Source organism: Paraburkholderia silvatlantica, assembly GCF_003096715.1.
In the GTDB taxonomy this organism is placed as follows: domain Bacteria; phylum Pseudomonadota; class Gammaproteobacteria; order Burkholderiales; family Burkholderiaceae; genus Paraburkholderia; species Paraburkholderia silvatlantica.
Window position 1 is genome coordinate 109504 of sequence record NZ_QEOL01000003.1, and the last position, 21306, is coordinate 130809.

Annotated in this window: 22 protein-coding genes and 2 pseudogenes; 13 read left to right on the forward strand and 11 right to left on the reverse strand. The window is 65.8% G+C overall.

Translation table 11 applies throughout. The features are described from left to right. Positions 1-44: 44 nt before the first annotated feature. Complete coding sequence (locus C7411_RS04925; RefSeq protein WP_110383838.1) at positions 45-410, reverse strand: cupin domain-containing protein; 366 nt, start codon at positions 408-410, stop codon at positions 45-47. A gap of 143 nt (positions 411-553) precedes the next feature. On the opposite strand from C7411_RS04925, the gene C7411_RS38855 reads away from it, so the two are divergent. Genes C7411_RS38855 through C7411_RS04935 form a run of 3 tightly spaced genes read left to right on the forward strand, consistent with a single transcriptional unit; the run spans position 554 to position 1579 of the window. Continuing rightward, positions 554-712 (forward strand): hypothetical protein, encoded by a 159-nt coding sequence (locus tag C7411_RS38855; protein ID WP_373682572.1) that lies wholly within the window; start codon positions 554-556, stop codon positions 710-712. Next, a complete protein-coding gene (locus C7411_RS37315) occupies positions 709-873 on the forward strand; it encodes a hypothetical protein (RefSeq protein ID WP_165822740.1) in 165 nt (54 codons plus the stop codon). Before C7411_RS38855 ends, C7411_RS37315 begins: the two co-directional genes overlap by 4 nt. Then, positions 836-1579, forward strand: coding sequence for a response regulator (locus C7411_RS04935; protein ID WP_110383837.1), 744 nt, complete (start codon positions 836-838; stop codon positions 1577-1579). The genes C7411_RS37315 and C7411_RS04935 overlap by 38 nt, the downstream gene beginning before the upstream one ends. A gap of 42 nt (positions 1580-1621) precedes the next feature. Here C7411_RS04935 and C7411_RS04940 read toward each other — a convergent pair whose 3' ends face one another. From C7411_RS04940 to C7411_RS04960, 5 genes are all read right to left on the reverse strand, one after another. Continuing rightward, positions 1622-2542 (reverse strand): alpha/beta fold hydrolase, encoded by a 921-nt coding sequence (locus C7411_RS04940; protein WP_243413048.1) that lies wholly within the window; start codon positions 2540-2542, stop codon positions 1622-1624. A gap of 76 nt (positions 2543-2618) precedes the next feature. Beyond that, positions 2619-3275, reverse strand: a complete 657-nt coding sequence (locus C7411_RS04945; protein ID WP_309147572.1) for a TetR/AcrR family transcriptional regulator — start codon at positions 3273-3275, stop codon at positions 2619-2621. A gap of 20 nt (positions 3276-3295) precedes the next feature. Next, positions 3296-5350 carry an elongation factor G gene (gene fusA, locus C7411_RS04950; RefSeq protein ID WP_110383834.1) on the reverse strand — a complete coding sequence of 685 codons (2055 nt, stop codon included), beginning with the start codon at positions 5348-5350 and terminating at the stop codon, positions 3296-3298. Between the two features lie 177 nt (positions 5351-5527). Next, positions 5528-6301: a slipin family protein gene (locus tag C7411_RS04955; RefSeq protein WP_110383833.1), complete on the reverse strand. Its 774-nt coding sequence runs from the start codon at positions 6299-6301 to the stop codon at positions 5528-5530. Further along, positions 6298-7842, reverse strand: a complete 1545-nt coding sequence (locus C7411_RS04960; protein WP_110383832.1) for an NfeD family protein — start codon at positions 7840-7842, stop codon at positions 6298-6300. The genes C7411_RS04955 and C7411_RS04960 overlap by 4 nt, the downstream gene beginning before the upstream one ends. 200 nt (positions 7843-8042) lie before the next feature. Between C7411_RS04960 and C7411_RS04965 the strand changes: the two are divergent. Continuing rightward, a pseudogene (locus C7411_RS04965) lies at positions 8043-8752 on the forward strand (sulfatase-like hydrolase/transferase); the annotation flags it as partial. A gap of 207 nt (positions 8753-8959) precedes the next feature. Here the strand turns inward: C7411_RS04965 and C7411_RS38585 are convergent. After that, complete coding sequence (locus C7411_RS38585) at positions 8960-9085, reverse strand: hypothetical protein (protein WP_256094506.1); 126 nt, start codon at positions 9083-9085, stop codon at positions 8960-8962. Between the two features lie 325 nt (positions 9086-9410). Here C7411_RS38585 and C7411_RS04970 point away from each other — a divergent pair, with 325 nt between their 5' ends. Together C7411_RS04970 and C7411_RS04975 are read left to right on the forward strand one after the other, a co-directional pair. Further along, on the forward strand, positions 9411-9773 hold the full coding sequence (locus tag C7411_RS04970; RefSeq protein ID WP_110383831.1) for a DUF4148 domain-containing protein: 363 nt from the start codon (positions 9411-9413) through the stop codon (positions 9771-9773). 223 nt (positions 9774-9996) lie between these two features. Next, complete coding sequence (locus C7411_RS04975) at positions 9997-11031, forward strand: 2-hydroxyacid dehydrogenase (protein WP_110383830.1); 1035 nt, start codon at positions 9997-9999, stop codon at positions 11029-11031. Between the two features lie 88 nt (positions 11032-11119). On the opposite strand, the gene C7411_RS04980 is transcribed toward C7411_RS04975, so the two are convergent. Continuing rightward, positions 11120-11542, reverse strand: coding sequence for an organic hydroperoxide resistance protein (locus C7411_RS04980; protein ID WP_042264136.1), 423 nt, complete (start codon positions 11540-11542; stop codon positions 11120-11122). Positions 11543-11582: 40 nt separating this feature from the next. Next, positions 11583-11831: a DUF4148 domain-containing protein gene (locus tag C7411_RS04985; protein ID WP_110383829.1), complete on the reverse strand. Its 249-nt coding sequence runs from the start codon at positions 11829-11831 to the stop codon at positions 11583-11585. Positions 11832-12245: 414 nt separating this feature from the next. Here C7411_RS04985 and C7411_RS04990 point away from each other — a divergent pair, with 414 nt between their 5' ends. Beyond that, positions 12246-13289 carry an alpha/beta fold hydrolase gene (locus tag C7411_RS04990; protein WP_110383828.1) on the forward strand — a complete coding sequence of 348 codons (1044 nt, stop codon included), beginning with the start codon at positions 12246-12248 and terminating at the stop codon, positions 13287-13289. Between the two features lie 151 nt (positions 13290-13440). Next, entirely contained in the window at positions 13441-13848 is a 408-nt protein-coding gene (locus C7411_RS04995; RefSeq protein WP_110383827.1) for a GFA family protein, read from the forward strand. Between the two features lie 92 nt (positions 13849-13940). Here the strand turns inward: C7411_RS04995 and C7411_RS05000 are convergent, their stop codons facing one another. After that, positions 13941-14504 carry a thioredoxin family protein gene (locus tag C7411_RS05000; RefSeq protein WP_110383826.1) on the reverse strand — a complete coding sequence of 188 codons (564 nt, stop codon included), beginning with the start codon at positions 14502-14504 and terminating at the stop codon, positions 13941-13943. A gap of 318 nt (positions 14505-14822) precedes the next feature. Here C7411_RS05000 and C7411_RS05005 point away from each other — a divergent pair, with 318 nt between their 5' ends. The 5 genes and pseudogenes from C7411_RS05005 to C7411_RS05025 all read left to right on the forward strand — a co-directional run bounded on the left by C7411_RS05005 (position 14823) and on the right by C7411_RS05025 (position 20789). Further along, positions 14823-16691 carry a cytochrome c biogenesis protein DipZ gene (locus C7411_RS05005; protein WP_110383825.1) on the forward strand — a complete coding sequence of 623 codons (1869 nt, stop codon included), beginning with the start codon at positions 14823-14825 and terminating at the stop codon, positions 16689-16691. Between the two features lie 273 nt (positions 16692-16964). Beyond that, positions 16965-17165 (forward strand): DUF4148 domain-containing protein, encoded by a 201-nt coding sequence (locus tag C7411_RS38860; protein ID WP_110383824.1) that lies wholly within the window; start codon positions 16965-16967, stop codon positions 17163-17165. A 51-nt stretch (positions 17166-17216) separates the two neighbouring features. Then, positions 17217-18005, forward strand: a complete 789-nt coding sequence (locus tag C7411_RS05015) for an alpha/beta hydrolase (protein WP_110383823.1) — start codon at positions 17217-17219, stop codon at positions 18003-18005. 148 nt (positions 18006-18153) lie between these two features. Further along, positions 18154-19344 carry an MFS transporter gene (locus C7411_RS05020; protein ID WP_110383822.1) on the forward strand — a complete coding sequence of 397 codons (1191 nt, stop codon included), beginning with the start codon at positions 18154-18156 and terminating at the stop codon, positions 19342-19344. 43 nt (positions 19345-19387) lie between these two features. After that, positions 19388-20789, forward strand: a pseudogene (locus C7411_RS05025) (amidase family protein). 109 nt (positions 20790-20898) lie between these two features. Here the strand turns inward: C7411_RS05025 and C7411_RS05030 are convergent. Beyond that, a complete protein-coding gene (locus C7411_RS05030) occupies positions 20899-21285 on the reverse strand; it encodes an MAPEG family protein (protein WP_110383821.1) in 387 nt (128 codons plus the stop codon). Positions 21286-21306: the final 21 nt, after the last annotated feature.

Consider the following 21306-nt stretch of genomic DNA (forward strand, 5'->3'; position numbering starts at 1 on the left):
GGCAGCGCGCCACGAGCGCCACGCCGTGCGAGTCGAGCCGTTGCTCAAGCGAGCGGAATGAACACGTTGAACTGGCCTTCCTCGGGATGGCGCGAGCGATGGCCCTTGCCCACGGTGTCTTCGCACAGCACGACCGTGCCCGGCTCGCAGTGGCGCGTGTCGCCGTCGCTCGTTTCGAACTCGACCCAGCCGGTCATCCAGATCACGAACTGCCGAACCGGCGTGGTGTGCCAGTCTGCCTCCTTGAGGCCCGCCGGCACCCAGCCGAAGCGCACCGCCTTCGCCTGCTCCCACGTCGAAAGATAGATGGGCGGGATGTTGGGAAAAAGCTCGAGCGGCGTAAGCGGGATATCGATGTCCTCGAAATGGGACTCGCCCTGGGCGTCGGCGTAGATGCGCAGACATTTCATGGGAACCTCCTGGAGCCGTTCTCTCTCGTTTCGCCCGCTTCCAGCGTACATTGTCGTCCCGAATCGGACCGCACGGTTCCATGTTGTACGCGGCGGGTGGCGCGCTATCCATCGCCTGTTAAATCAATCGAGCGGAGCGCAAGATGAGCGCGTCGACGAGCACAACCAGCTGGAAGGGTTTCTGTCATTGCGGTGCGGTACAGTTCGAAGTCAATCCCGGCTGCCTGGAGGGCGCGGACGGCTACGCGCTCGAAGCATCGGTTGCCGACGGCGGCAGCCTTTCCGTAGTGGAGAACGCGTGAAACGCCTGCTCGCCATCCTGTTCTTCGCTGCGAGCGGCCTGGCTGCGGAGATTGCGCATCCGGTGTACTGTTCGTGCATCGTGGAAACCCGTTCACGCCTCGCGCGCAAGGAGAAAAACACCGATGACGGAGAAGATGGACCACGTTCTGATCGTCGATGACGATCGCGGCATACGTGAGTTGGTCGGAGCCTACCTCGAAAAGAACGGCATGCGCGTGTCGCTGGCCGCGAACGGCCGCGAAATGCGCTTGGTTCTGGAGGGCGGCGCGCCCGACCTGATCGTGCTCGACCTCATGATGCCCGGCGACGACGGGCTCGTGCTGTGCCGCGAGTTGCGCGCGGGCAAGTTCCGCGCCGTGCCCGTGGTGATGCTCACCGCGCGCAATGAGGAGACGGATCGAATCGTGGGCCTCGAAATGGGCGCCGACGACTACCTGCCCAAGCCCTTCGCCGTGCGCGAACTGTTCGCGCGTATCCGCTCGGTGCTGCGCCGCACACGCATGCTGCCGCCGGGCATGGAAGTGAGCGAGTCGGCGCAACTGCTCGCGTTCGGCGACTGGCGGCTCGACACCACGGCGCGGCACCTGCTAGACGCCGAGGGCACGATCGTGGCGTTGAGCGGCGCGGAATACCGGCTGCTGCGCGTATTTCTCGACCATCCGCAGCGCGTGCTCACGCGCGACCAGCTGCTTAGCCTCACGCAAGGCCGCCAGGCCGACGCGTTCGACCGCTCGATCGACCTGCTCGTGAGCCGGCTGCGCCAGCGCCTGCGCGACGAGGCGCGCGAGCCGCGTTACATCAAGACGCTGCGCAGCGAGGGGTATGTGTTTTCGTCGGCGGTGACCACGGTCGAGGCGCCGGAGTAACGCCGGTCCGGGTCAGGATGGCCCGCGTCAGGGCGGCCCGCGTCAGGGTTGGCCGAAGAAACGCAGCAGTTCTTCGGCCACGGCTGCGGGCTGCTCCTCCGGCAGGAAGTGACCGCACCAGGCGATCGTCGCGCCTCGCACCTCATCGGCGTAATCGCGCAGCGGACCCGCCATGTCCGCAATCGAGCCCAGATCGGCGCTCAGCGCGAGAACGGGCATCCGCAATTTCCCGCGCGTGCTCAATTCACGATTCTGGCGCGCCGAAACATCGGCCGCGCGGTAGTAGGCGAGCCCCGCGCGCAATCCGCCTTCCCTGGTGAATACGCGCAGATATTCGTCGATATCGGCATCCGTGAAGGTTTGCGGATTCGCCGTTTTGCGGCGCAGAAACCACTCCAGATACGTGCGCTCCTTGCCCGCTATCAGCAATTCCGGCAGATCGGGAATCGCATGGAAGGCGAAGTGCCAGGTGCGCCACGCGCGCTCGGGCGCGACGGGCAGCGCTTCCGGCAGCGTGATGCCTGGAATGCCGGCGTCGAGCAACGCGAGTTTCGACACTTCGTCGCCGAATAGCGCCGCATAAGGGTAAGCGACCCAGGCGCCGACGTCATGGGCGGCCAGGTGGTAGCGGTGCGCTTCGAGCTTTTCCAGCAACGCATGCAGCGAAGTTGCAAGCGACTGCGTGTCGTAGCCGCCTTGCGGGCGATCCGAATCGCCCTGGCCCGGCAGGTCGGGCACGATCACACGGTATCGCTCGGCAAGGAGCGGCATGACCTTGCGCCACGCGAACCAGCTTTCCGGATAGCCGGCCAGCAGCACGACTGTTTCGCCATCCTTATTTCCTCCGATTACGTAGTGGAGTCGTGTGCCTTCGATGGTCGCGAAGCGATGCTCGAAGCCCGGCAGGATGGGATCGGGCAGCGACGCCGGACCGTGGTCGATCATGTGTGAGGGCGTATTCATGACGTGAAGCTCCTATGGACGTAGTGGAACGCAGGCGTAGATTGGAAATAATCATTTCCAAATTGGCCAAAAAAATTCAACCGAGCAAACGCATGGCTTCTTCAGTGGCGGCCAGCATGTCGCGCTGCGTGCGACCGGATTTGCCGATCAAACGAAAACCGTGAAGCAGAGCGAGCAACGTGCGCGCCATGGCCGGGACGTTGATTTCGTGTGCAACGGAGCCATCTTTCTGGCCTTGCTGGAGGAGTTCGCGCAGCATCTCTTCGGTGCGCCGCATCGTGGTTTCGATGCGCGTGGCGATTTCGTCGTCAAAGGTGGCTAGCGCCGTTGCGCTTGATACGACGAGGCATCCGCGCCGTCCTTCGCTGCCATGGGACGATTCGGCGTAGAAGAGGAGGATTACGCGGATTTTTTCGCTTGCTTTGGATTGCCTGGCGATGCGATGGCGCAATTCGGCGTTGCGTGTGGTGACGTAATGATCGAACGCGGCGAGAAAAACACCGCGCTTGTCGCCGAACGCTTTGTAGAGGCTGCCTGCGGTCAGACCCGTAGCTTCGCTGAGATCGCCTACGGAAGTGGCGTGGTAGCCGCGCTCGCGGAATACGCGCACGGCGCCGTCCACGACGGTTTGCATGTCGAATTCGCGCGGGCGGCCGGGGCTGCGGGCTATGGGTTGGGATGGGGACTCGGATGTCATGGGGGCGATTATAGGAAATGTTCGTTTCCTAATCAACTACCCCATTTCAAACACCCTCACTCCACACTCTCCCCCCGCCCCTTATGCTGCGCCGCGAGTCTTTCCTGATGCGTCGGCGGCACCGGATCGTAATGGCTCAGCTGAATGCTGTAATTCCCATGCCCGCCCGCGAGCGAGTTCAACCGCGACTGATAATCGTTAAGCTCGGCTAACGGCACCTTCCCCGCAATGACCATGGCCTGCCCGCCTATCGTGCGCGTGCCATGCACCTGCCCGCGCCGCGAAGAAAGATCGCCGATGATGTCGCCCATCGCGGCTTCGGGCGTCATCACCTCGATATCGACAATCGGTTCGAGCACGATGGGCTGTGCTTTCAAAACCGCATCGATAAACGCCTTGCGCCCCGCGGTAACGAACGCCACTTCCTTGGAATCGACCGGATGGTGCTTGCCGTCGTACACGATCACGCGCACGTCCTGCATGGGGAAGCCCGCGAGCGGCCCGCTGTCGATCACCTGCAAGATGCCTTTTTCCACCGCAGGCATGAACTGCGAAGGAATCGCGCCGCCCTTTACGGCATCCACGAATTCGAATCCCGCGCCGCGCGGCAACGGCTCGACGCGCAACATGACTTCGCCGAACTGACCCGCGCCGCCCGTCTGCTTTTTGTGACGGCAATGGCCCTCGGCTTTGCCGCCAATCGTTTCGCGCCACGCAATCGTAGGCGGACGCGTCACGACTTCGAGTTTGTACTGATCGGTGAGCCGCTCCAGCATATAGCGCAGGTGCAGTTCGCCCAGCCCACGGACAACGGTTTCATTGGTGCCTTCGGGGTGATCGATCTGCAGGCAGGGATCTTCCGCCGCGAGCTTTTGCAGCACTTCCCACACGCGTTGCTCATTGCCGGGCCGCGCCGGTTCGATAGCGAGACCGTAAATCGGATTCGGGAACGCGGGCGGCGTGAGGTGGATGTTGCCGTCCTCGGGCGCGTCGTGCAGCACGGCGTCGAAGCCGATGTCGTCGGCCTTTGCCACCGCGCAGATATTGCCGGGCCCCGCGCGCTGCACCTCCGTATGCTCCTTGCCTTGCAGCATCAGCAGATGCGCCACCTTGAACGGCTGCCGCGCGTTGCCGATATATAGCTGACTGTCGCGCGTCACCGTGCCCTGATGAATGCGAAATACGGCGACCTTGCCGATATACGGGTCCATCACGATCTTGAACACATGCGCGAGCACGTGCTTGTCGGCATCCGGCTCGGCGTGCACGGGCTCCTTACCTTCCTTGCCGTCCACCTCGCGGTAGAACAGCGGCGGATTGCCCTCGGTGACATTGGGCAGGAGCTTCACGAACACGTCGAGCAGTTGCGCGATGCCCGCACCCGTCGCCGTGGACGTGAAGCACACCGGCACGAGATGCCCTTCGCGCAACGCGCGTTCGAACGGCTCGTGCAGTTGCTCGGGGCTGATGGCTTCGCCTTGTTCGAGGTACAACTCCATCAACTCGGGATCGAGTTCGATCACCTGGTCCACGAGCGCGTTGTGCGCTGCCTCCACCGAATAAAAATCGGCCTCGCCAGCCGGATTGAAAAAGCAGTCCACCACTTCGCGCCCGCCTTGCGCAGGCAGATTGATCGGCAGGCAGGTCTTGCCGAAGGTCTCCTGGATCTGCGCGAGCAGTCCCGGCAAATCGACCTTTTCCGCGTCGATGCCGTTCACGACGATCATCCGGCACAGCTTGCGCTGCTGCGCGTACGCCATCATGCGGGTCGTCGTCATCTCGATGCCGGTGCGCGCGTTGATGACGATGGCCGCCGTTTCCACCGCGGGCAGCGCGCTCATCGACATGCCGGCGAAGTCGGGGTAGCCGGGTGTGTCGAGCAGGTAGATGCGCGTGTCCTGGTGGTCGAAGTGAGCGATGGCGGAGTTGAGGGAGTGGTGGTACTTGCGTTCGAGGGGATCGAAATCGCAGAGGGCGGTGCCGCGATTCACGCTGCCTGGCGCGTGCAGCGCGCCGCCCTGGTGCAGGAGCGCTTCGGCAAGCGAGGTCTTGCCGCAGCCGGCATGGCCGACCAGAGCGATCGTGCGGATGGCTTCGGGACTGTAATCCATGGCCGCCGTCGTCCGTTAGTGAATGTTCGGCAATTATTGGCGATATTTCCGCGCTCTGCCAATCCCAAGCGTAAAAGAAGCGTGCACGAACGCGCTGCCCCGCTATTTTCGCTGCGCTGCAATATTCAGGTGAACTGTAGAAGACGTTGGACGTCAGTCACTGGGGGGACGGATCGCTCAAGGTTGGCGCGGCGGACTGGTCCGCTCGATCAGCGCGTTGAGCAGTTCGATAGGCAGCGGGAAGACGATGGTGGAATTCTTGTCGGCGGCGATGGTGGTGAGCGTCTGCAGATAGCGCAGTTGCATGGCCTGCGGCTGTTTTGCGAGACATTGCGCGGCCTGCAGCAATTTTTCGGACGCCTGCAGTTCGCCTTCCGCGTGAATCACCTTTGCGCGGCGCTCGCGTTCGGCCTCGGCCTGGCGGGCGATTGCGCGGATCATGGTTTCGTTGAGGTCCACGTGCTTGATCTCGACGTTCGACACCTTGATGCCCCATGCGTCCGTTTGCGCATCCAGCACTTTCTGGATGTCGGCGTTCAGTTGCTCGCGCTCGGCGAGCAGGGCGTCGAGTTCGTGTTTGCCGAGCACGGCGCGCAGCGTGGTCTGCGCGAGCTGGCTCGTCGCCTCGATGTAGCGCGCGACCTGTATCACGGCCTTTTCCGGGTCCACCACGCGAAAATAGACCACGGCATTGACCTTCACCGATACGTTGTCGCGCGTGATGACGTCCTGCGAAGGCACGTCGAATACCACGGTGCGCAGGTCGATGCGCACCGCCACCTGCACCACGGGAATGATGAGCACGAGGCCCGGCCCCTTGACCTTCCAGAAGCGCCCGAGCATGAACACGACGCCGCGCTCGTACTCCTTGAAGATGCGGATGGACGATAAGGCGATCAGCACCAGCAGCGCGACCAGGAGACCTGTGAAGCCGAACGTGAAGCCGATCATGAATGTTCTCCCTTGTCGTTTGCCTTGTCGGGTACTGCGCCGTGCAGCGGGGTGACGGTGAGCGTGAGGCCGCTGCGCGAGCTCACGCGCACGCGGCTGCCGGCGGCGAGCGGCGTGGCGCATGCCACGTGCCAGCGTTCGCCGTGCACGCGGGCCCAGCCCGTGGCCAAGGCTGCGTGGCCGGGCCGCGGGTCGGGATGCAGGCCCTCGTCGATCACTTCGCCGGTGGCGCCGACCATCGCCTCTGCGCCGGTCACCACGGGCCGCCGCCGCGCGCGCAGCGCCACGCTGGAGGCGGCGGCGACGAACGCCGCGCCGCCTAGCGCCAGGCCCGCGATCAGCGGGATGGGGATGCCGTAGCCGGGCGCGCCGGTGTCCATCAGCATGAGCGCGCCGATGGCGAACGCCACGATGCCGCCGAAGCCCAACACGCCAAAGGTCGGCAGAAATGCCTCCGCGATGAGGCACGCGAGCCCGAGCAAAACGAGCCCGAGCCCCGCGTAGTTCACGGGCAGCAGTTGCATGGCGAAGAGGCCCACCAGCAGGCAGGTCGCACCCGCCACGCCGGGCAGCACGAAGCCTGGGTTCGCGAACTCGAAGAAGAGCCCGTAAATGCCGATGGTCAGCAGAATCAGTGCGACGTTCGGGTCGGCGACGATCGAGAGAAAGCGGTTGCGCCAGTCGGGCGCGACGACTTCGAGCGGCGCGTGGGCGGTAGCGACGCGCAGTGTGCCCGCCGTGGTCGTGACAGTGCGGCCGTCGAGCCGGCGCGCGAGATCCGCGGGGTCCTGCGCGATCAAATCGATCACGTGCTGGTCGCGCGCTTCTTCGTCCGAGAGGCTCACGGCCTCGCGCACCGCACGCTCGCCCCACGCAGCGTTGCGCCCGCGTAGCTGCGCGAGGCCGCGAATGTAGGCGGCGGAGTCGTGCATGACCTTGCGGGCTTCCGTCGATTCGTTGTCGTCGGCGTGCGGGGCCGAGGCGCCGGAGGCGGTTTCGGGGGCGCCCGGCGGGCCGCCGGGAAGGCCGCCGCCATTGCCGCCGCCGCCGCCCACGCCTAGCTGCACCGGCGACGCCGCGCCAAGGTTGGTCCCCGGCGCCATGGCCGCGAAGTGGCTTGCATAGACGATATAAGTGCCCGCGCTCGCGGCGCGCGCGCCGCCGGGTGCGACGAACGCCGCGACTGGCACCGGCGAGGCGAGAATCGCCTTGATGATCTGGCGCATCGACGTGTCGAGTCCGCCGGGGGTATCCAGTTCGAGGATCGCGAGCGGCGCGCGCTCGTGTGCGGCACGCTCCAGCGAGCGGACGATGAAATCGGCGCTGGCGGGTCCGATCGCGCCGTTCACCGTCATGACGACGACGGGCGGGCTCGCCGCCGCGAACGCACCCGGCACCGCGCCCGCGGCCGCCAGGGCGGCCCACGCGACGAGCAAGGCGACGAACACAACGGCGCGAGCAAGCCGCGCGGAGAGCGGATGGTGTGGGTGAGCGTGCGGCGCGTCGTGCACCGCGGCATGCGAGGGGCGATGATCGCGCATCGGGAGTCCGGAAGGTGGCGCACGTTCCGGTTCACAGATGGGGCAAGAGCCAATACCTCAAGATTAGGCGCTTTCCGCCCAAAGCGCGAACCCGCCGCAATGGCGTGAATCCGTACCGAACGTTGCGCCGCATACTTATTCCGAGGCTCCGAAAGCAATCGAGGAATCGAGATTTGGCGCGCCGGGTGCCGAGCTTCGTGGCGGGCCGCATTCTCACGAACCATCACGCGGTCGCGGTGTGCGCGATCACGCGCGCCATGCTGATTTCGGGCACCGACTATCACCTCGTGGGCGAAGGCGCCATGGGTGTGCCCACCGACGAACGGCGCGACCTGCCCGGTTACGAAGGCTATTTCAACGACCGCGCGCTTTCGGTCGCGCAACTGCTCAAGGACGCCGGGTACTACACCTGCATGGCGGGCAAGTGGCACCTCGGCTCGGGTATCGTTGGGAGTGCTACGGGTAGCGGGCAAACATCCGACCAGTGGGGCTTCGAACATAGCTACGCCCTGCCCGGAGGCGCAGCGACCAATCACTTCGCGCACGAACTCGCGGGCTCGAAGAACTACACCGAAGAGCGCGAATTGCGCGGCAGAACCCGCTCGGCCTCATTCCCGCCGACTTCACGCCGTTCGAAGGCTTGCCCGAAACGCTCACGTGCTCGCCTGCCACCGCCAACAACGGCACGGCGAACGCGAAGTACGCGAAGTACATTAGCGCCGTGCATCCGGCCTCGGAGGGTTACACCGATTACGGCCAGGGCAACGTCGACAAGGCCTGGTCCAGTCTTTCCGCGGATGAGCGCAAGGCGCAGGCGCGCTACATGGGGATTTATGCCGGCACGGTCGAGGACCTCGACTACAACATCGGACTCCTGATCCAGCATCTGAAGGACATCGGGGAATACGAGTAAGTTGCGTGGCTTTGCGCAGGCCTATGCCGGCGCACGCGAACTTCTGGCTGCGCCGGGATGGCGGCCCGACGCGGCTCGCGCGGATACCGACGAAATCGAGGCCTGGCTGGGCGCCGCATGAAACCCGACCGCTCGATGCGGCCGCGTGTTGCTACTCGTCCCGCGCTCGTGCAGACGAGGACGCTGACTGCAGTCAGGCGCGGATTAGTACCAACGGCGCTGAGCTTCCGCGAGCAGTTCGCAGTATTCGAGGTGACGGTTCAGCGCTTCGGCGCCAAGACGACGCAGTGCAGCCAGAACTTGGGTCAGTTTTTCGACGATTGCACCCATGATTTTCCTCTTCGCTAGGGTTAGTGCCTAAGGGATAACCCTAAGTTTAGAGATCTTGGGGGCAGAATGCAAGGCTCGAAGACGCTAAGTGTGCAGTGCAGCAACACTTTTGATTCGCCCCTTATTGGCGTGCCAGTGGACCCCGTCCCAGCCGATCGGGCGCGTTCCTGTATCGCACTGTGTCTGGCCGCCTGCCCGACAAGCGCGCTTGCAAAAACGCCCGTGTGCGCAAACAAGCCAGATACATCGCGGCGTTCAAATGTCTCCTACGCAAGGTTGATACACAACAGTGCGCAACCAACCACCCAACGTCAGGAGAATCACCATGAAGCTCGCACAATCGCTCGCCGCCGCCGCTCTTGCTGCCCTCGTTGCCGTTCCCGCGCTCTCGTTCGCGCAGTCGAGCGAACCGGTCACCCGCGCCGAAGTGAAGGCCGAACTCGTGCAACTCCAGAAGGCCGGCTACAACCCCGCCAGCGACAACACGCAATACCCGGCGAACCTGCAAGCCGCGCTCCTGCGCGTGAGCGCCGGGAACGGCGCGGCGGCTTCGGCATTCGGCGGGGTGGTTCAGGGCGCGTCCGCAGCAGGCAGCCGCACGCATGCGCGCGCCGTATCGAATGCCGCCGGTGCAAACGCGGCCGGTCAGGATGTCGTCGGACTCGGCCCGATCTACGCTCACTCGTAATGCGCGCGGCACGACGCCGCCAACCGAGCCGCGAAGCGTGCCGCACACCGGCAAGCTTTGCGGCTTTGTGCTGTCCATGCCTCGCTCGCTTGTGCCTGATCGCACGCTGCCCCTGCTGTTACCATGTGCTTGCGCGCCCACGCGGCGCGCGCGAGAACGCTCTCGCGTTCGAGTTCAAGACGCATCCATGCGCATACACCCCCGAAGCTTGCACGAGGTCAACATGCCGGGAACCCAGATCCCCATTTCCGCTCGCCCACGCATGATTCTGTTCAGCGCGCGCCAGTACGACGTCGATACGTTCACCGAGGCGAACGCCGCTTTCCAGTATGAATTGCACTACCAGGAATCGCATCTCGATGCCGATACCGCCGTGATCGCCGACGGCTATGACGTAGTCTGCCCGTTCGTCAACGATACGGTCGACGCCGCCACGCTCGAGCGCCTCTACAAGGGCGGCACGCGGCTCGTGGCGCTGCGCTCGGCGGGCTTCAATCACGTCGATCTTGTAGCGGCGCAGCGTCTTGGCATCACCGTCGCGAGAGTGCCCGCGTATTCGCCGCATGCGGTGGCCGAGCATGCCGTCGGGCTGATCCTCGCGCTCAACCGCAAGCTGCCGCGCGCCGTGTCGCGCACGCGCGAAGGCGACTTCTCGCTTGCCGGGCTGCTCGGCTTCGACCTGCACGGGAAGACGGCCGGCGTGATCGGCACGGGCATTATCGGCCGGTGTTTTGCGCGCATCATGGCGGGCTTCGGCATGCAGGTTCTCGCCCATGACCCGGGCCCCCCGTCGGCCGACTTGCTGGCGCTCGGCGCGCGCTACGTGCCGCTCGATACGCTGCTTGCGCAGTCCGACGTGGTGAGCCTGCATTGCCCGCTCGTGCCCGCAACCCGTCATTTGATCGACCGCCACGCGCTCGCGAAGATGAAGCGCGGCGCCATGCTCATCAATACCGGCCGCGGCGGTCTCGTGGAAAGCACCGCGCTCGTGGACGCGCTCAAGAGCGGCCAGCTGGGGCATCTCGGCCTCGACGTGTACGAGGAAGAAGGCGGCCTGTTCTTCGAGGACCACTCGGATGCGCCGCTGCAAGACGACGTGCTCGCGCGTCTCCTGATGTTTCCGAACGTGATCGTCACGTCGCACCAGGCGTTCTTCACGCGCGAGGCGATGAACGAGATTGCGCAAACGACGCTGCGCAACGTCGAGGCCTGGCGCAACGGCTCGCCGGGTAATCTCGTGGACGCGCCGCACGGCTAGCGCGCAACGCACGCGGCAACGCGCAAAAGCGAAGCGAAGCGGGGCGCGCGCAAGCCGCCCCGCTTCTTTGCTTCGTACTGCAATGCGATCACGCCTCGACCACGCTGAGCGTGACGTCGATGTTGCCGCGCGTGGCCTTCGAGTATGGACAGATCTGGTGTGCCGTTTCGACGATGCGCTGCGCCGTCTCGCGATCGACGCCGGGCAGCGTCACGTTCAGGCGGCCGCGCAGCTTGAACGCGTCGTCGGCGTTGACGAGGTCGATCTCGGCGTCGACTGCCACGTCGCGCGGCAGCGTCGTGCCGAGCTTCGTGGCGGCGCGGCCCATGGCGCCGATGAAGCACGCCGACCAGCCCGCCGCGAACATCTGCTCCGGATTCGTGCCCGGCGCGCTCGAACCGGGCGGCGACAGCTTCACGTCCAGACGCCCGTCGTCGCTGCGGGCCGCGCCGTCGCGGCCGCCGGTGGTGTGGGTCTTGCCGGTGTACAGCACTTTTTCTGCCTGCGTCATGGTGTCTATCTCCTGAGGTTAGCGTCGTGAGGGCAATGATTTAGCTGCCGCGATACAGTTGCTGGATTGCTGCAAGCTGGCCGTCATGCTGCGCCTGAATCAGTTCCTGGCGAACCTGTGCACGCGTGATCTTTGCGTTCGCCGCATTGCCGGCGGGTGTCCACGCCTGGCTTTGCTGAACCGGGGATGGCGCCGCGCCCGGCTGAGCGGGCATGGCGGCGAAGACCGGAGCAGCGGCGAGGACGGCGGCGCTGGCGGCAAAGGCGAGGGCGAGCTTCGAAACGTTCATGACTTTCTCCTGGGAAGGGTTTGAAATCCGTCCGGGTTTCAGCAAGTTCCGGCGTTGATGCATTACAACCGCCGGACGTATCTGCCGTGTTTCATGAACGCCGCGTTTTGCAAGGGCATGTGTCTGCCGTCGGCGCTTATACATTGCGATACAAACTCGCCGCTCGTGCAATCCCGCCCGCGCCGCGATCGATCCTGGCACGCCGACGCTTTTTTGATTCGTTTTGTGTACGCGCTCGCAACAGACACATTGGGATACGTGGCGCTTCCTGTCCGGTTATAAATTCACCGTGGCGTTCCGCCTGCCGCGGCGAGCGCGATCGGCCGATTCGAGCGATCTGCTGCCGCTGGCTCATCAACGAGGCCAAGCCGTTTGGGCATGGCCTGCATGCAGACACCTCAAGGAGAATGGATCATGTCAGATCCCGTCAACGTCCGGCGCCGTCGCCTGCTCGGCACCTCGCTTGCCGGCCTCACGCTCGCGGACTTCGCATTCGGCGGTTTCGCGCACGCGCAGTCGGCCGGCGGCACGCAAGGCAACACGCGCACGGGTAACGGCGCCTCGTTTGGCCCGCTCAAACAGATCGACGCGGGCCTGCTCAATGTGGGCTACGCCGAAGCGGGACCGAAAAACGGCCCGGTGGTGATCCTGCTGCACGGCTGGCCGTACGATATCCATAGCTATGTCGAGGTGGCGCCGATGCTGGCCGCGTCGGGCTATCGCGTGCTCGTGCCGTATCTGCGCGGCTACGGCAGCACGCGCATTCTCTCCGATGACACGCCGCGCAACGGCCAGCAGGCCGTCACGGCCGTGGATCTCGTCGCGTTCATGGACGCCCTGAAGATCGATCGGGCCATTCTGGGCGGCTACGACTGGGGCGCGCGCACGGCGAACATCGTTGCGGCGCTGTGGCCCGAGCGCGTGAAGGGGTTGGTCTCGGTAAGCGGCTATCTGATCGGCAGCCAGGAGGCGAACCGCAAGCCGCTGCCGCCGCAAGCCGAACTGCAGTGGTGGTACCAGTTCTATTTCGCGACCGAGCGCGGCGCACAGGGTTATGCCGAGAATCGCGATGCGTTCAACAAGCTGATCTGGCAACTCGCTTCGCCGAAGTGGAACTTCGACGACGCGACCTACGAGCGCAGCGCAGCGTCCTTCCAGAATCCGGACCACGTGGCTGTCGTGATCTCCAACTACCGCTGGCGCCTCGGGCTCGTGCAGGGCGAAGCGAAGTACGACAGCCTCGAGCAGCAGCTCGCCGCCGCGCCGGCGATCACCGTGCCGACCATCACGCTCGAAGGCGACGCCAACGGCGCGCCGCATCCCGCGCCAGCCGCTTACGCGAAGAAGTTCACGGGCAAGTATCTGCACCGCGATATCGATGGCGGCATTGGCCATAATCTCCCGCAGGAAGCGCCCAAGGAGTTCGCGCAGGCCGTCCTGCAAGTCACGCATCTGTGAGGGCGCGCGCTGCATTGCGCGCCACGCTTCGAAGGTGAAGGAACGCGACTACGTGATTGCGCGTTTCGTGCCTTGACACAATGCAGGGGTTCCGGATTCAGGACCGGTGACATAATCCCGCGAATGTCTTCAAACTGATCGGGAGAGCCCCATGCGGCGGACATACCGTGGTAGTTGCCATTGCCAGTCGGTGAAGTTCGAAGCCCTGATCGATTTCAGCACGGGCACGGGAAAATGCAACTGTAGCTACTGCGGAAAACTCCGCCTCTGGCTTGTCCAGGTTCAGCCCCAAGCCTTCGTCCTGCTCTGGGGCGAAGGCGATCTCACGCATTGCGAAGGGAACAACCCGCTAGCCCATCATCCATTCTGCAAACACTGCGGCGTGCACGTGTTCGACCGCGTCGATATGCCGAACGCAACGGGCTACCCGTACGTTAACGTGAATATCATGTGCATCGACGACTTCGACCTGAACGAAGCGCTGGATGCACCGATCTCCTATGCCAACGGTCTCGCGAATGACTGGGGCAATCCGCCTCGAGAAACGCGGCATCTCTGAGTGTCTCGGAACGCTCGTCTCGGCTCTTCACTCGCGGACTCGATGGGTATGACCCCCGCCGCCCCGCATGCATGAGCGGCGGCGCCACCCGATCATCCCTGCTTGCCCTGAATGCCCAGCAGATCGCGAACTTTCTGCTCGGTCTGCGCGTAGTCGCCCTCGCCGAAGTGGGTATAAACGAGCTTGCCGTTCTGGTCGATGAGATAAACGGCCGGCCAGTACTGATTGCCATAGGCGTTCCACGTCGCGTAACCGTTGTCCTGCGCGACAGGGTACGTAATGCCGTACTGCTTGATGGCCTTCTGCAGGTTGCCGGTGTCGCGCTCGAACGAATACTCGGGCGTGTGCACGCCGACCACCACGAGACCCTTGTCGCGGTAGCGCGCGTCCAGCTCCTTGATGTGCGGGATAGTGTGCGCGCAATTGATGCAGTCGAAGGTCCAGAAGTCGACGAGCACGACCTTGCCGTGCAACTGCTTGAGGTCGAGCGGCGGGCTGTTGAGCCAGTTGTTGATGCCGGCGAAGTTGGGCGCCTGCGCGCCGGTTTGCAGCGCGGCCGAGCCGCCCGACGGCGCTTCGCCCGAAGCGTACGCGGCGAGCCCGGCGGTGGCGGCGAGGCCGATGGCAACAGCGGCAATCTTGAGACGAGAGATCATGAGCGTTCTCCTTGTGTGGACGACGAGCGTATTGGAACGCCCCCACGTATCTGGCTCGTGTCGCGTTTGCGGCGCTGTTGCAACGTAGTGTGTCGCCGCCGGGGCGCGATACGTGGAGATACAAATCGTCCACAGCGCGTGCCCAGCCTCGAGCGCGCCGCTGCACGCCGCGCGCGTGTTTGTATCCGTTTGTATCCAGCCGCTTTCGCGATACAGGACGATGCACGGCGAGCGCGTTCCAGACATTTCCCGGATACATGTCCGCGCTGAAATACGGCACATGGCAAGTCCGCCGACATTCGTCTGGAGACCGAACTCATGTTACTCATCGTCATCGCATTCGTGGGCGGTGCGTTCACCGTCCTGAGCCCCTGCATCTTGCCGGTTGTGCCGTTCGTGTTCGCGCGTTCCGAAGAGCCTTTCCTGACTGGCCGGCTGCCCATGCTGCTCGGCCTCGCGCTCACGTTCGCGCTGCTCACGGGGTTCGGCGCCGCCGGCCTGAACGGCGCGGCGCAGTTGAGCGAGTACGGCCGCTGGATCGCGCTCGGGCTCTTCGCGCTGTTCGGCGCCGCGCTGCTCTTTCCCGCGCTCGCCGCGCGCCTGTCCACCCCGCTCACGGCGCTTGCCGACCGCTTCATGGCGCGCTCGCAGGACGACGGCGCGTCGCGCCGCATCGGCTCCGCCGTGCTGCTCGGCGCGGCCACGGGCCTGCTCTGGGCGCCGTGCGCCGGGCCGATCCTCGGCCTCATCATCACCGGCGCGGCGCGCCACGGCGTGACCTGGCAGACCTGGGCCGCGCTCGCGGCCTATGCCGTGGGCGCGGCCAGTTCGCTCGCGGTGGCGGCGGGACTCGGCCATCGCGCGATGGCCGCGCTCAAGCGCTCGCTCGGCGTGGGCGAGCATGTGCGGCGCGCGATGGGTGCGCTCGTGCTCCTCACGGTCGGCGCGATCGCGCTGGGCCTCGATACGCGCCTGCTTGCGCTGGTGCCGGGCGCGCCGACCAATGGCGTGGAGGCGCGCCTCGTCGACCTGCTTGCGAGTCCCGCTGCGGCACGGCAAGCGCCGGGCGCGGAGCGAGCGCGTCACGAGGAGGGGGAGGGCCAGGCACGTCCAGCGGGACAAGACGAACAAGCGGACGAACAAGCGGACGAACAAGCGGACGAACAAGCGGCCCACATCGTGCGCGTGTCGCTGCCGGCCGCGGCGCCCGCCGTCGATCTTCCGGTGGAAGGCCGCCTGCCGGCGCTCGACGGTGCGAACGCGTGGCTCAATTCCGCGCCGCTCACGCCCGAAGCGCTGCGCGGCAAGGTCGTGCTGGTCAACTTCTGGACCTATTCGTGCATCAACTGCTTGCGAACCCTGCCGTATCTGAAGACGTGGGCCGAGCGCTACCGTAACGACGGCCTCGTCGTGATCGGCGTGCACACGCCGGAATTCGGCTTCGAGCATGACACGGGCAACGTCAAGCGCGCGCTGGCCAACCTGGACATCCGTTATCCCGTCGCCGTGGACAGCGACTACCGCATCTGGAACGCCTTCGGCAACCAGTACTGGCCGGCGTTCTATCTGGTCGATGCCGAGGGCCGCGTGCGCTACCACCACTTCGGCGAAGGGGACTACGCGCAGGCCGGGCAGGCGATCCAGCAACTGCTGGCCGACAACGGCCGCGCCGCGCCCGCGGCCACGCCGGCAGCACCGCAGGCAAGCGGCGCGCTGGCCCCCGCGGATCCGCGCGATATCGGCTCGGGCGAAACGTATGTGGGGTATCGCGAGGCGCAGGGCAATGCAAATGCGGAGCGCGTGCAGGCCGATACAGCCGCGGCCTATACATTGCCGCGGCAGCTCGGCCTGAACCAGTGGGCGTTCGGCGGGCAGTGGAGCGTGGGCGCCGAGTCCGCGGTGGCACGCGCGCCGCTGGCGAGCATCGCCTATCGCTTCCATGCGCGCGACCTGCATCTGGTGCTCGCGCCTGCCGCCGACGGCAAGCCCGTGCGCTTTCGCATCAGTATCGACGGTGCGCCGCCGGGCGTCGCGCACGGCGCCGATGTTGCAGCGGACGGCAGCGGCGTTGCCACCAGCGCGCGCCTGTATCAACTCGTGCGGCAGTCCGGCCGCATCGCGGACCACACCTTCGAGATCCGCTTTCTCGACCCGGGCGCGCACGTCTACAGCTTCACGTTCGGCTGATACGCGCCGCGCCATGCCACGCCGCCGTGCCTTGGCGGGCCCGGCGGCGTTTGCGTGACGGCCCGTGCCGTGCATCGTGGCGGGCTTTTTGTAGCGCAATGTATCTGCGCGCAATCCGGACACGTTCATATGCAAACCGCGCCCCAAATGGAAACACGGCAGATACATCCGGACGTTCAAATACACCTACGCCAGCTCGATGCACCACTCGCGCTGGACCGAACCCGGTTTGAACCCGACCGCTGTCTACCTCATTCCTCTTTGGAGAACGTCATGAAAGCCCTCAAGTTCCTCGCTCTTGCAGCTCTCGCCGCCGCCCCGGTTGTTTCGTTCGCCCAGCCGAACGAGCCCGTCACCCGTGCCCAGGTGCGCGCCGAACTCGTGCAGTTGCAGAAAGCGCATCGCGCCGCAAACGCCCAGCGCGCCGCGCACGACGACGTCCCCGGCCTCGGCCCGATCTACGCGCATTCGTAATCCGCCTTTCCCGACCCACCGGACAACCCGATAAGAGAAGAGAGATAAACGATGGCTTCGATCAAGCAGATTGTCACGTCCGTGGCGCTCCTCGGCGGCCTCTTCGCGCTGCAAGCGGCGCACGCCGCGCCGCCGCAGGACCTGAAAGGCACCAACGTCGTGCTGGTGCACGGCGCATTCGCCGACGGCTCCAGCTGGAACCGCGTGATTCCGTTGCTCGAAGCGCGCGGCCTGCACGTCGTGGCCGTGCAGAACCCGCTCAGCTCGCTCGCCGACGACACGGCCGCAACGCGGCGCGTGATCGAGCAGCAGAAGGGCCCGGTGGTGCTGGTCGGCCACTCGTGGGCAGGCGTCGTGATCAGCGAAGCGGGCAACGACAAGAAGGTGAAGTCGCTCGTGTACGTGGCGGCCTTCGCGCCCGACAACGGCCAGTCGATCGCCGATATCACGCAGGGCCAGCCGGACGCGCCCTGGGCGAGCGAACTGCGCAAGGACTCGGCGGGCTACCTGACGCTCTCGGACAAGGCGATTCGCCAGGACTTCGCGCCCGACCTGCCGCCCGCGCAGCAACGCGTCGTGGCGGCTACGCAGGGCCCATGGTTCAGCGGCGTGCTCTCGCAGAAGGTCACGCAGGCCGCGTGGCATGACAAGCCTTCGTATTTCGTCGTGACGACGCGCGACCGCATGATCGACCCCGCGCTGCAGGAATCGATGGCGAAGCATATCGGAGCGAAGGTGACGCGCGTGAACGGCAGCCACGTCTCGATGCTGAGCCAGCCGAAGGCGGTGGCCGACGCGATCATCGACGCGGCGGAGCACGCGCAGCAGGACGCAAAGTGACCGGCCCGCGCCGGCCGCCGAGTGGCACCGCTTTCTCTGGGCGGCCGTTCGCCTGCCACCGTCATCGCACCCGAGGAGCACCTGAATGCAGCGCTGGTTACAGGGACTGATAATCTGGACACTTCCGTCATCGTCCGGAATTCCCGCCGTGCGCCCATTCAGTGCCCTCGTCATGCTCGTCGGCGTCCTGCTCGCATCGGCAGGTTATGGCGCGACGTTCCTGTTCTCCATGCACGTGCGCGCCATTGGCGGCAACGACATCAACACCGGCGTGGCGCTCGCGGGCGCCGCGCTCGGCACCTTCGTGGGCGTCTCGCTCACGGGCTGGGTTGCCCAACGTGTGGGCGCGGCGCGCATGGCGGGGCTCGCAGCGCTCTGCGTGGGCGCGGGCGTGGTGAGCTTCGCGCTCGTCGAGCACGTGAGCAGTTTCGACGTCGTGCCCGGCTTCCTCGTGGGCTTGGGCTGGGGCGCGTTCTGCCTGGCCGCCCCCATGGCGCTCGCCGAGCGCACGAACGACGCCGAGCGCGGCCTTTGGTTCCTGCGCTTCGCCACCATGCAGATGACGGGCATCGGCGGCAGTCCGGCGCTTGCGGGCTTTGCGATCCGCTTCTGGCGCATGCCGCTTGGCGGTGTGCTCTACGCGATCGGCGGCCTGTGCGTGCTGGCGGCCGTGCTGCTCGAGCTGTTCGGCAGGCTTGCGCCGCACGTGCGCTCCGCTTCCGCGGCGCAGGAGCCGGCCTCGCCGGACCCGTGGCTCCTGAAGATGGGCGCGATCGCCCGCACCCGCGCGGTGTATCCCATCGTCATCATCGCGCTGGGCGGCTGCGTGTTCTCGGGCCTCATGACGTTCCAGATGTCGCTCGTGCAAGGCACCGAGGCGAAAGCGACGACCTTCTTCAGCGTCTACACGGTGACGGTCATCGCCACGCGCTGGCTGCTCGCGCGCGTGGTCATCAAGATGCGCTCCGAAACCGCGACGAAAGTGCTGCTCATCATGATGGTGATGGGCAGCGCGGCGATGTTCGTCGTGCCGTTTCATGTGCTGTTTCAATCGGCGGCCGCCGTGCTGCTGGGCACCGGGTACGGGCTCGCTTACCCGATCGTCCAGCTCCAGGCCGTCAACGACTCCATTGCCGCGCATCGCCGTGCCGCGCTCACCTGGTTCGTCGCTGCGTACTTCGTCGGCGCGTTCGGGTTTCCGAGCGTCGGCGGGTGGGTGCTGGTACACGGTGGCCGGACGGCGCTGCTCGCGCTCATTGCGGCGTGCGGACTCGCCGCGCTCGCGCTGGCGGTTCTGCGCGACCGGCGGCGTGTCGAGACGTTATCGGCCAGCGCCTGAACCGGCCCTGGCCATTCTCAATTGCCAACGAACCGGAGGGATCGTGACTGAACTGTGGCATTTATCCGCAACTGAACTCGCCAGGCGGGTTCGCGCGCGCGAAGTGGCGGCACGCGAGGCGGCGAAGGCCGCGCTCGAGCGGCTCGAAGCCGTCAATCCGCTGATCAACGCGGTGATCGACTACCGGCCCGAATGGGTCTTCGAGCAAGCCGACAAGATCGACGCGGCGATTGCGCGCGGCGAAGACCCGGGGCCGCTCGCGGGCGTGCCCGTCACCACGAAGATCAACATCGACCAGGCGGGCTTCGCCACGACCAACGGCACGCGTCTGCAAAAGGATCTGATCGCGCAGGTCAACAGCCCGGCCGTCGAAAACCTCGTGCGCGCGGGCGCGATACTGCTCGGCCGCACCAATTCGCCGACCTTCGCGCTGCGCTGGTTCACGAGCAATCAGGTCCACGGGCACACGAAAAACCCGCGCAATGCGTCGCTCACGCCGGGTGGTTCGAGCGGCGGCGCGGCGGCCGCGGTCACGGCAGGCATCGGGCCTATCGCGCTCGGCACCGACATTGGCGGCTCGGTGCGCTACCCGGCCTACGCGTGTGGCGTGCATGGCCTGCGGCCCAGCATCGGGCGAGTGCCGGCGTTCAACGCATCGTCGCCCGAGCGGCCGATCGGAGCGCAGATGATGTCGGTCGCTGGGCCCGATAGCGCGCACGGTCGAGGACCTGCGCGTGGCGCTCGCGGCGCTTGCCGCGCCCGACCAGCGCGACCCCTGGTGGGCGCCGGCGCCGCTCATCGGGCCCGACGTGCCGCGGCGCGCGGCGCTTTGCCTGCACCCTGGCGGCATGAGCATCACGAAGGAGGTGGAGGACGCCGTGCTCGACGCCGGCCGCCGGCTCGCCGACGCGGGCTGGACGATCGAACCGATCGACGACGTGCCGCTCTTGCGTGACGCCGGGGAAGTGCAGGAACGCCTGTGGCTTGGCGACGGCTTCCCGGCCCTCGCCGACGCCGTAGCCCGTGACGGCGACCCGGGCGCGCAAGCGGTGGTGGACGGCATGCGCGCCAAGGTCGCGGCGATGCCCGAGAACGTGGTGGTCGCGTCGCTGGTGCGCCGCACGACGCTCACGCGCGCATGGCGCCTGTTCCTCGCGGAATATCCGGTGCTGCTGCTGCCGGTTTCGGGCGAACTGCCGTTCCCCGATAATCTCGACATGCAGGGTGCGGCGGGATTCCAGCGCGTGTGGGACGCGCAGTTGACGATGCGCGCATTGCCCGCGATGGGCTTGCCGGGACTCGTCGTCTCCACGGGCATGGTGAAGGACGTGCCGGTTGGCGTGCAGGTCGTCGCCGGGCACTTCCGCGAAGACCTGTGTCTGCTGGCGGGCAAGGCCATCGAGGAACGCGGCGCGCCGCCTTCGCCCATCGACCCGGCCATGTGAGTCTGGCAGTCGTCACGCGGGCTTCTTGACCACGGTGTCGCGAGGGGTGAGCGCGTGCCTCTCGCGGGTCTGGCCGTGTTTCGAGAATGGCCGCCTCGACGCCCTCGACTCAACGCAGCAACGCGAAACTCAACGCGATACCTGCCGCATAAGTGCCGATCGCACCGAGAAATCGTGCGGGATTCGGTTTCGCCATCGTAGGAAACGCGATCAGCCCGACGACGAGAAGGCACCGGCTGACGGTCGCGGCCACGACCAGCGCGAGCGTGGCGGGCGAGGGCGAGTGTGCGCCCAGATAGAGAAACAGCACGGCCAGGAAGGGCGCATATTCGGCCGTGTTCGCGTGCGCGCGAACGAGCTTGTGCAGCAGGCGTGCCGGGTCTGGCGCGCAACCCGAGAGCACGCCTTCGCGAAAGCGCAGCATGGAAATGCTCGCGCCGAGGCCAAACAGCAAAAGACCCAGCACGGCCACACAGGCCAGCGCGATTCTGTCCATTAGAGACTCCTTGGCGAAAGG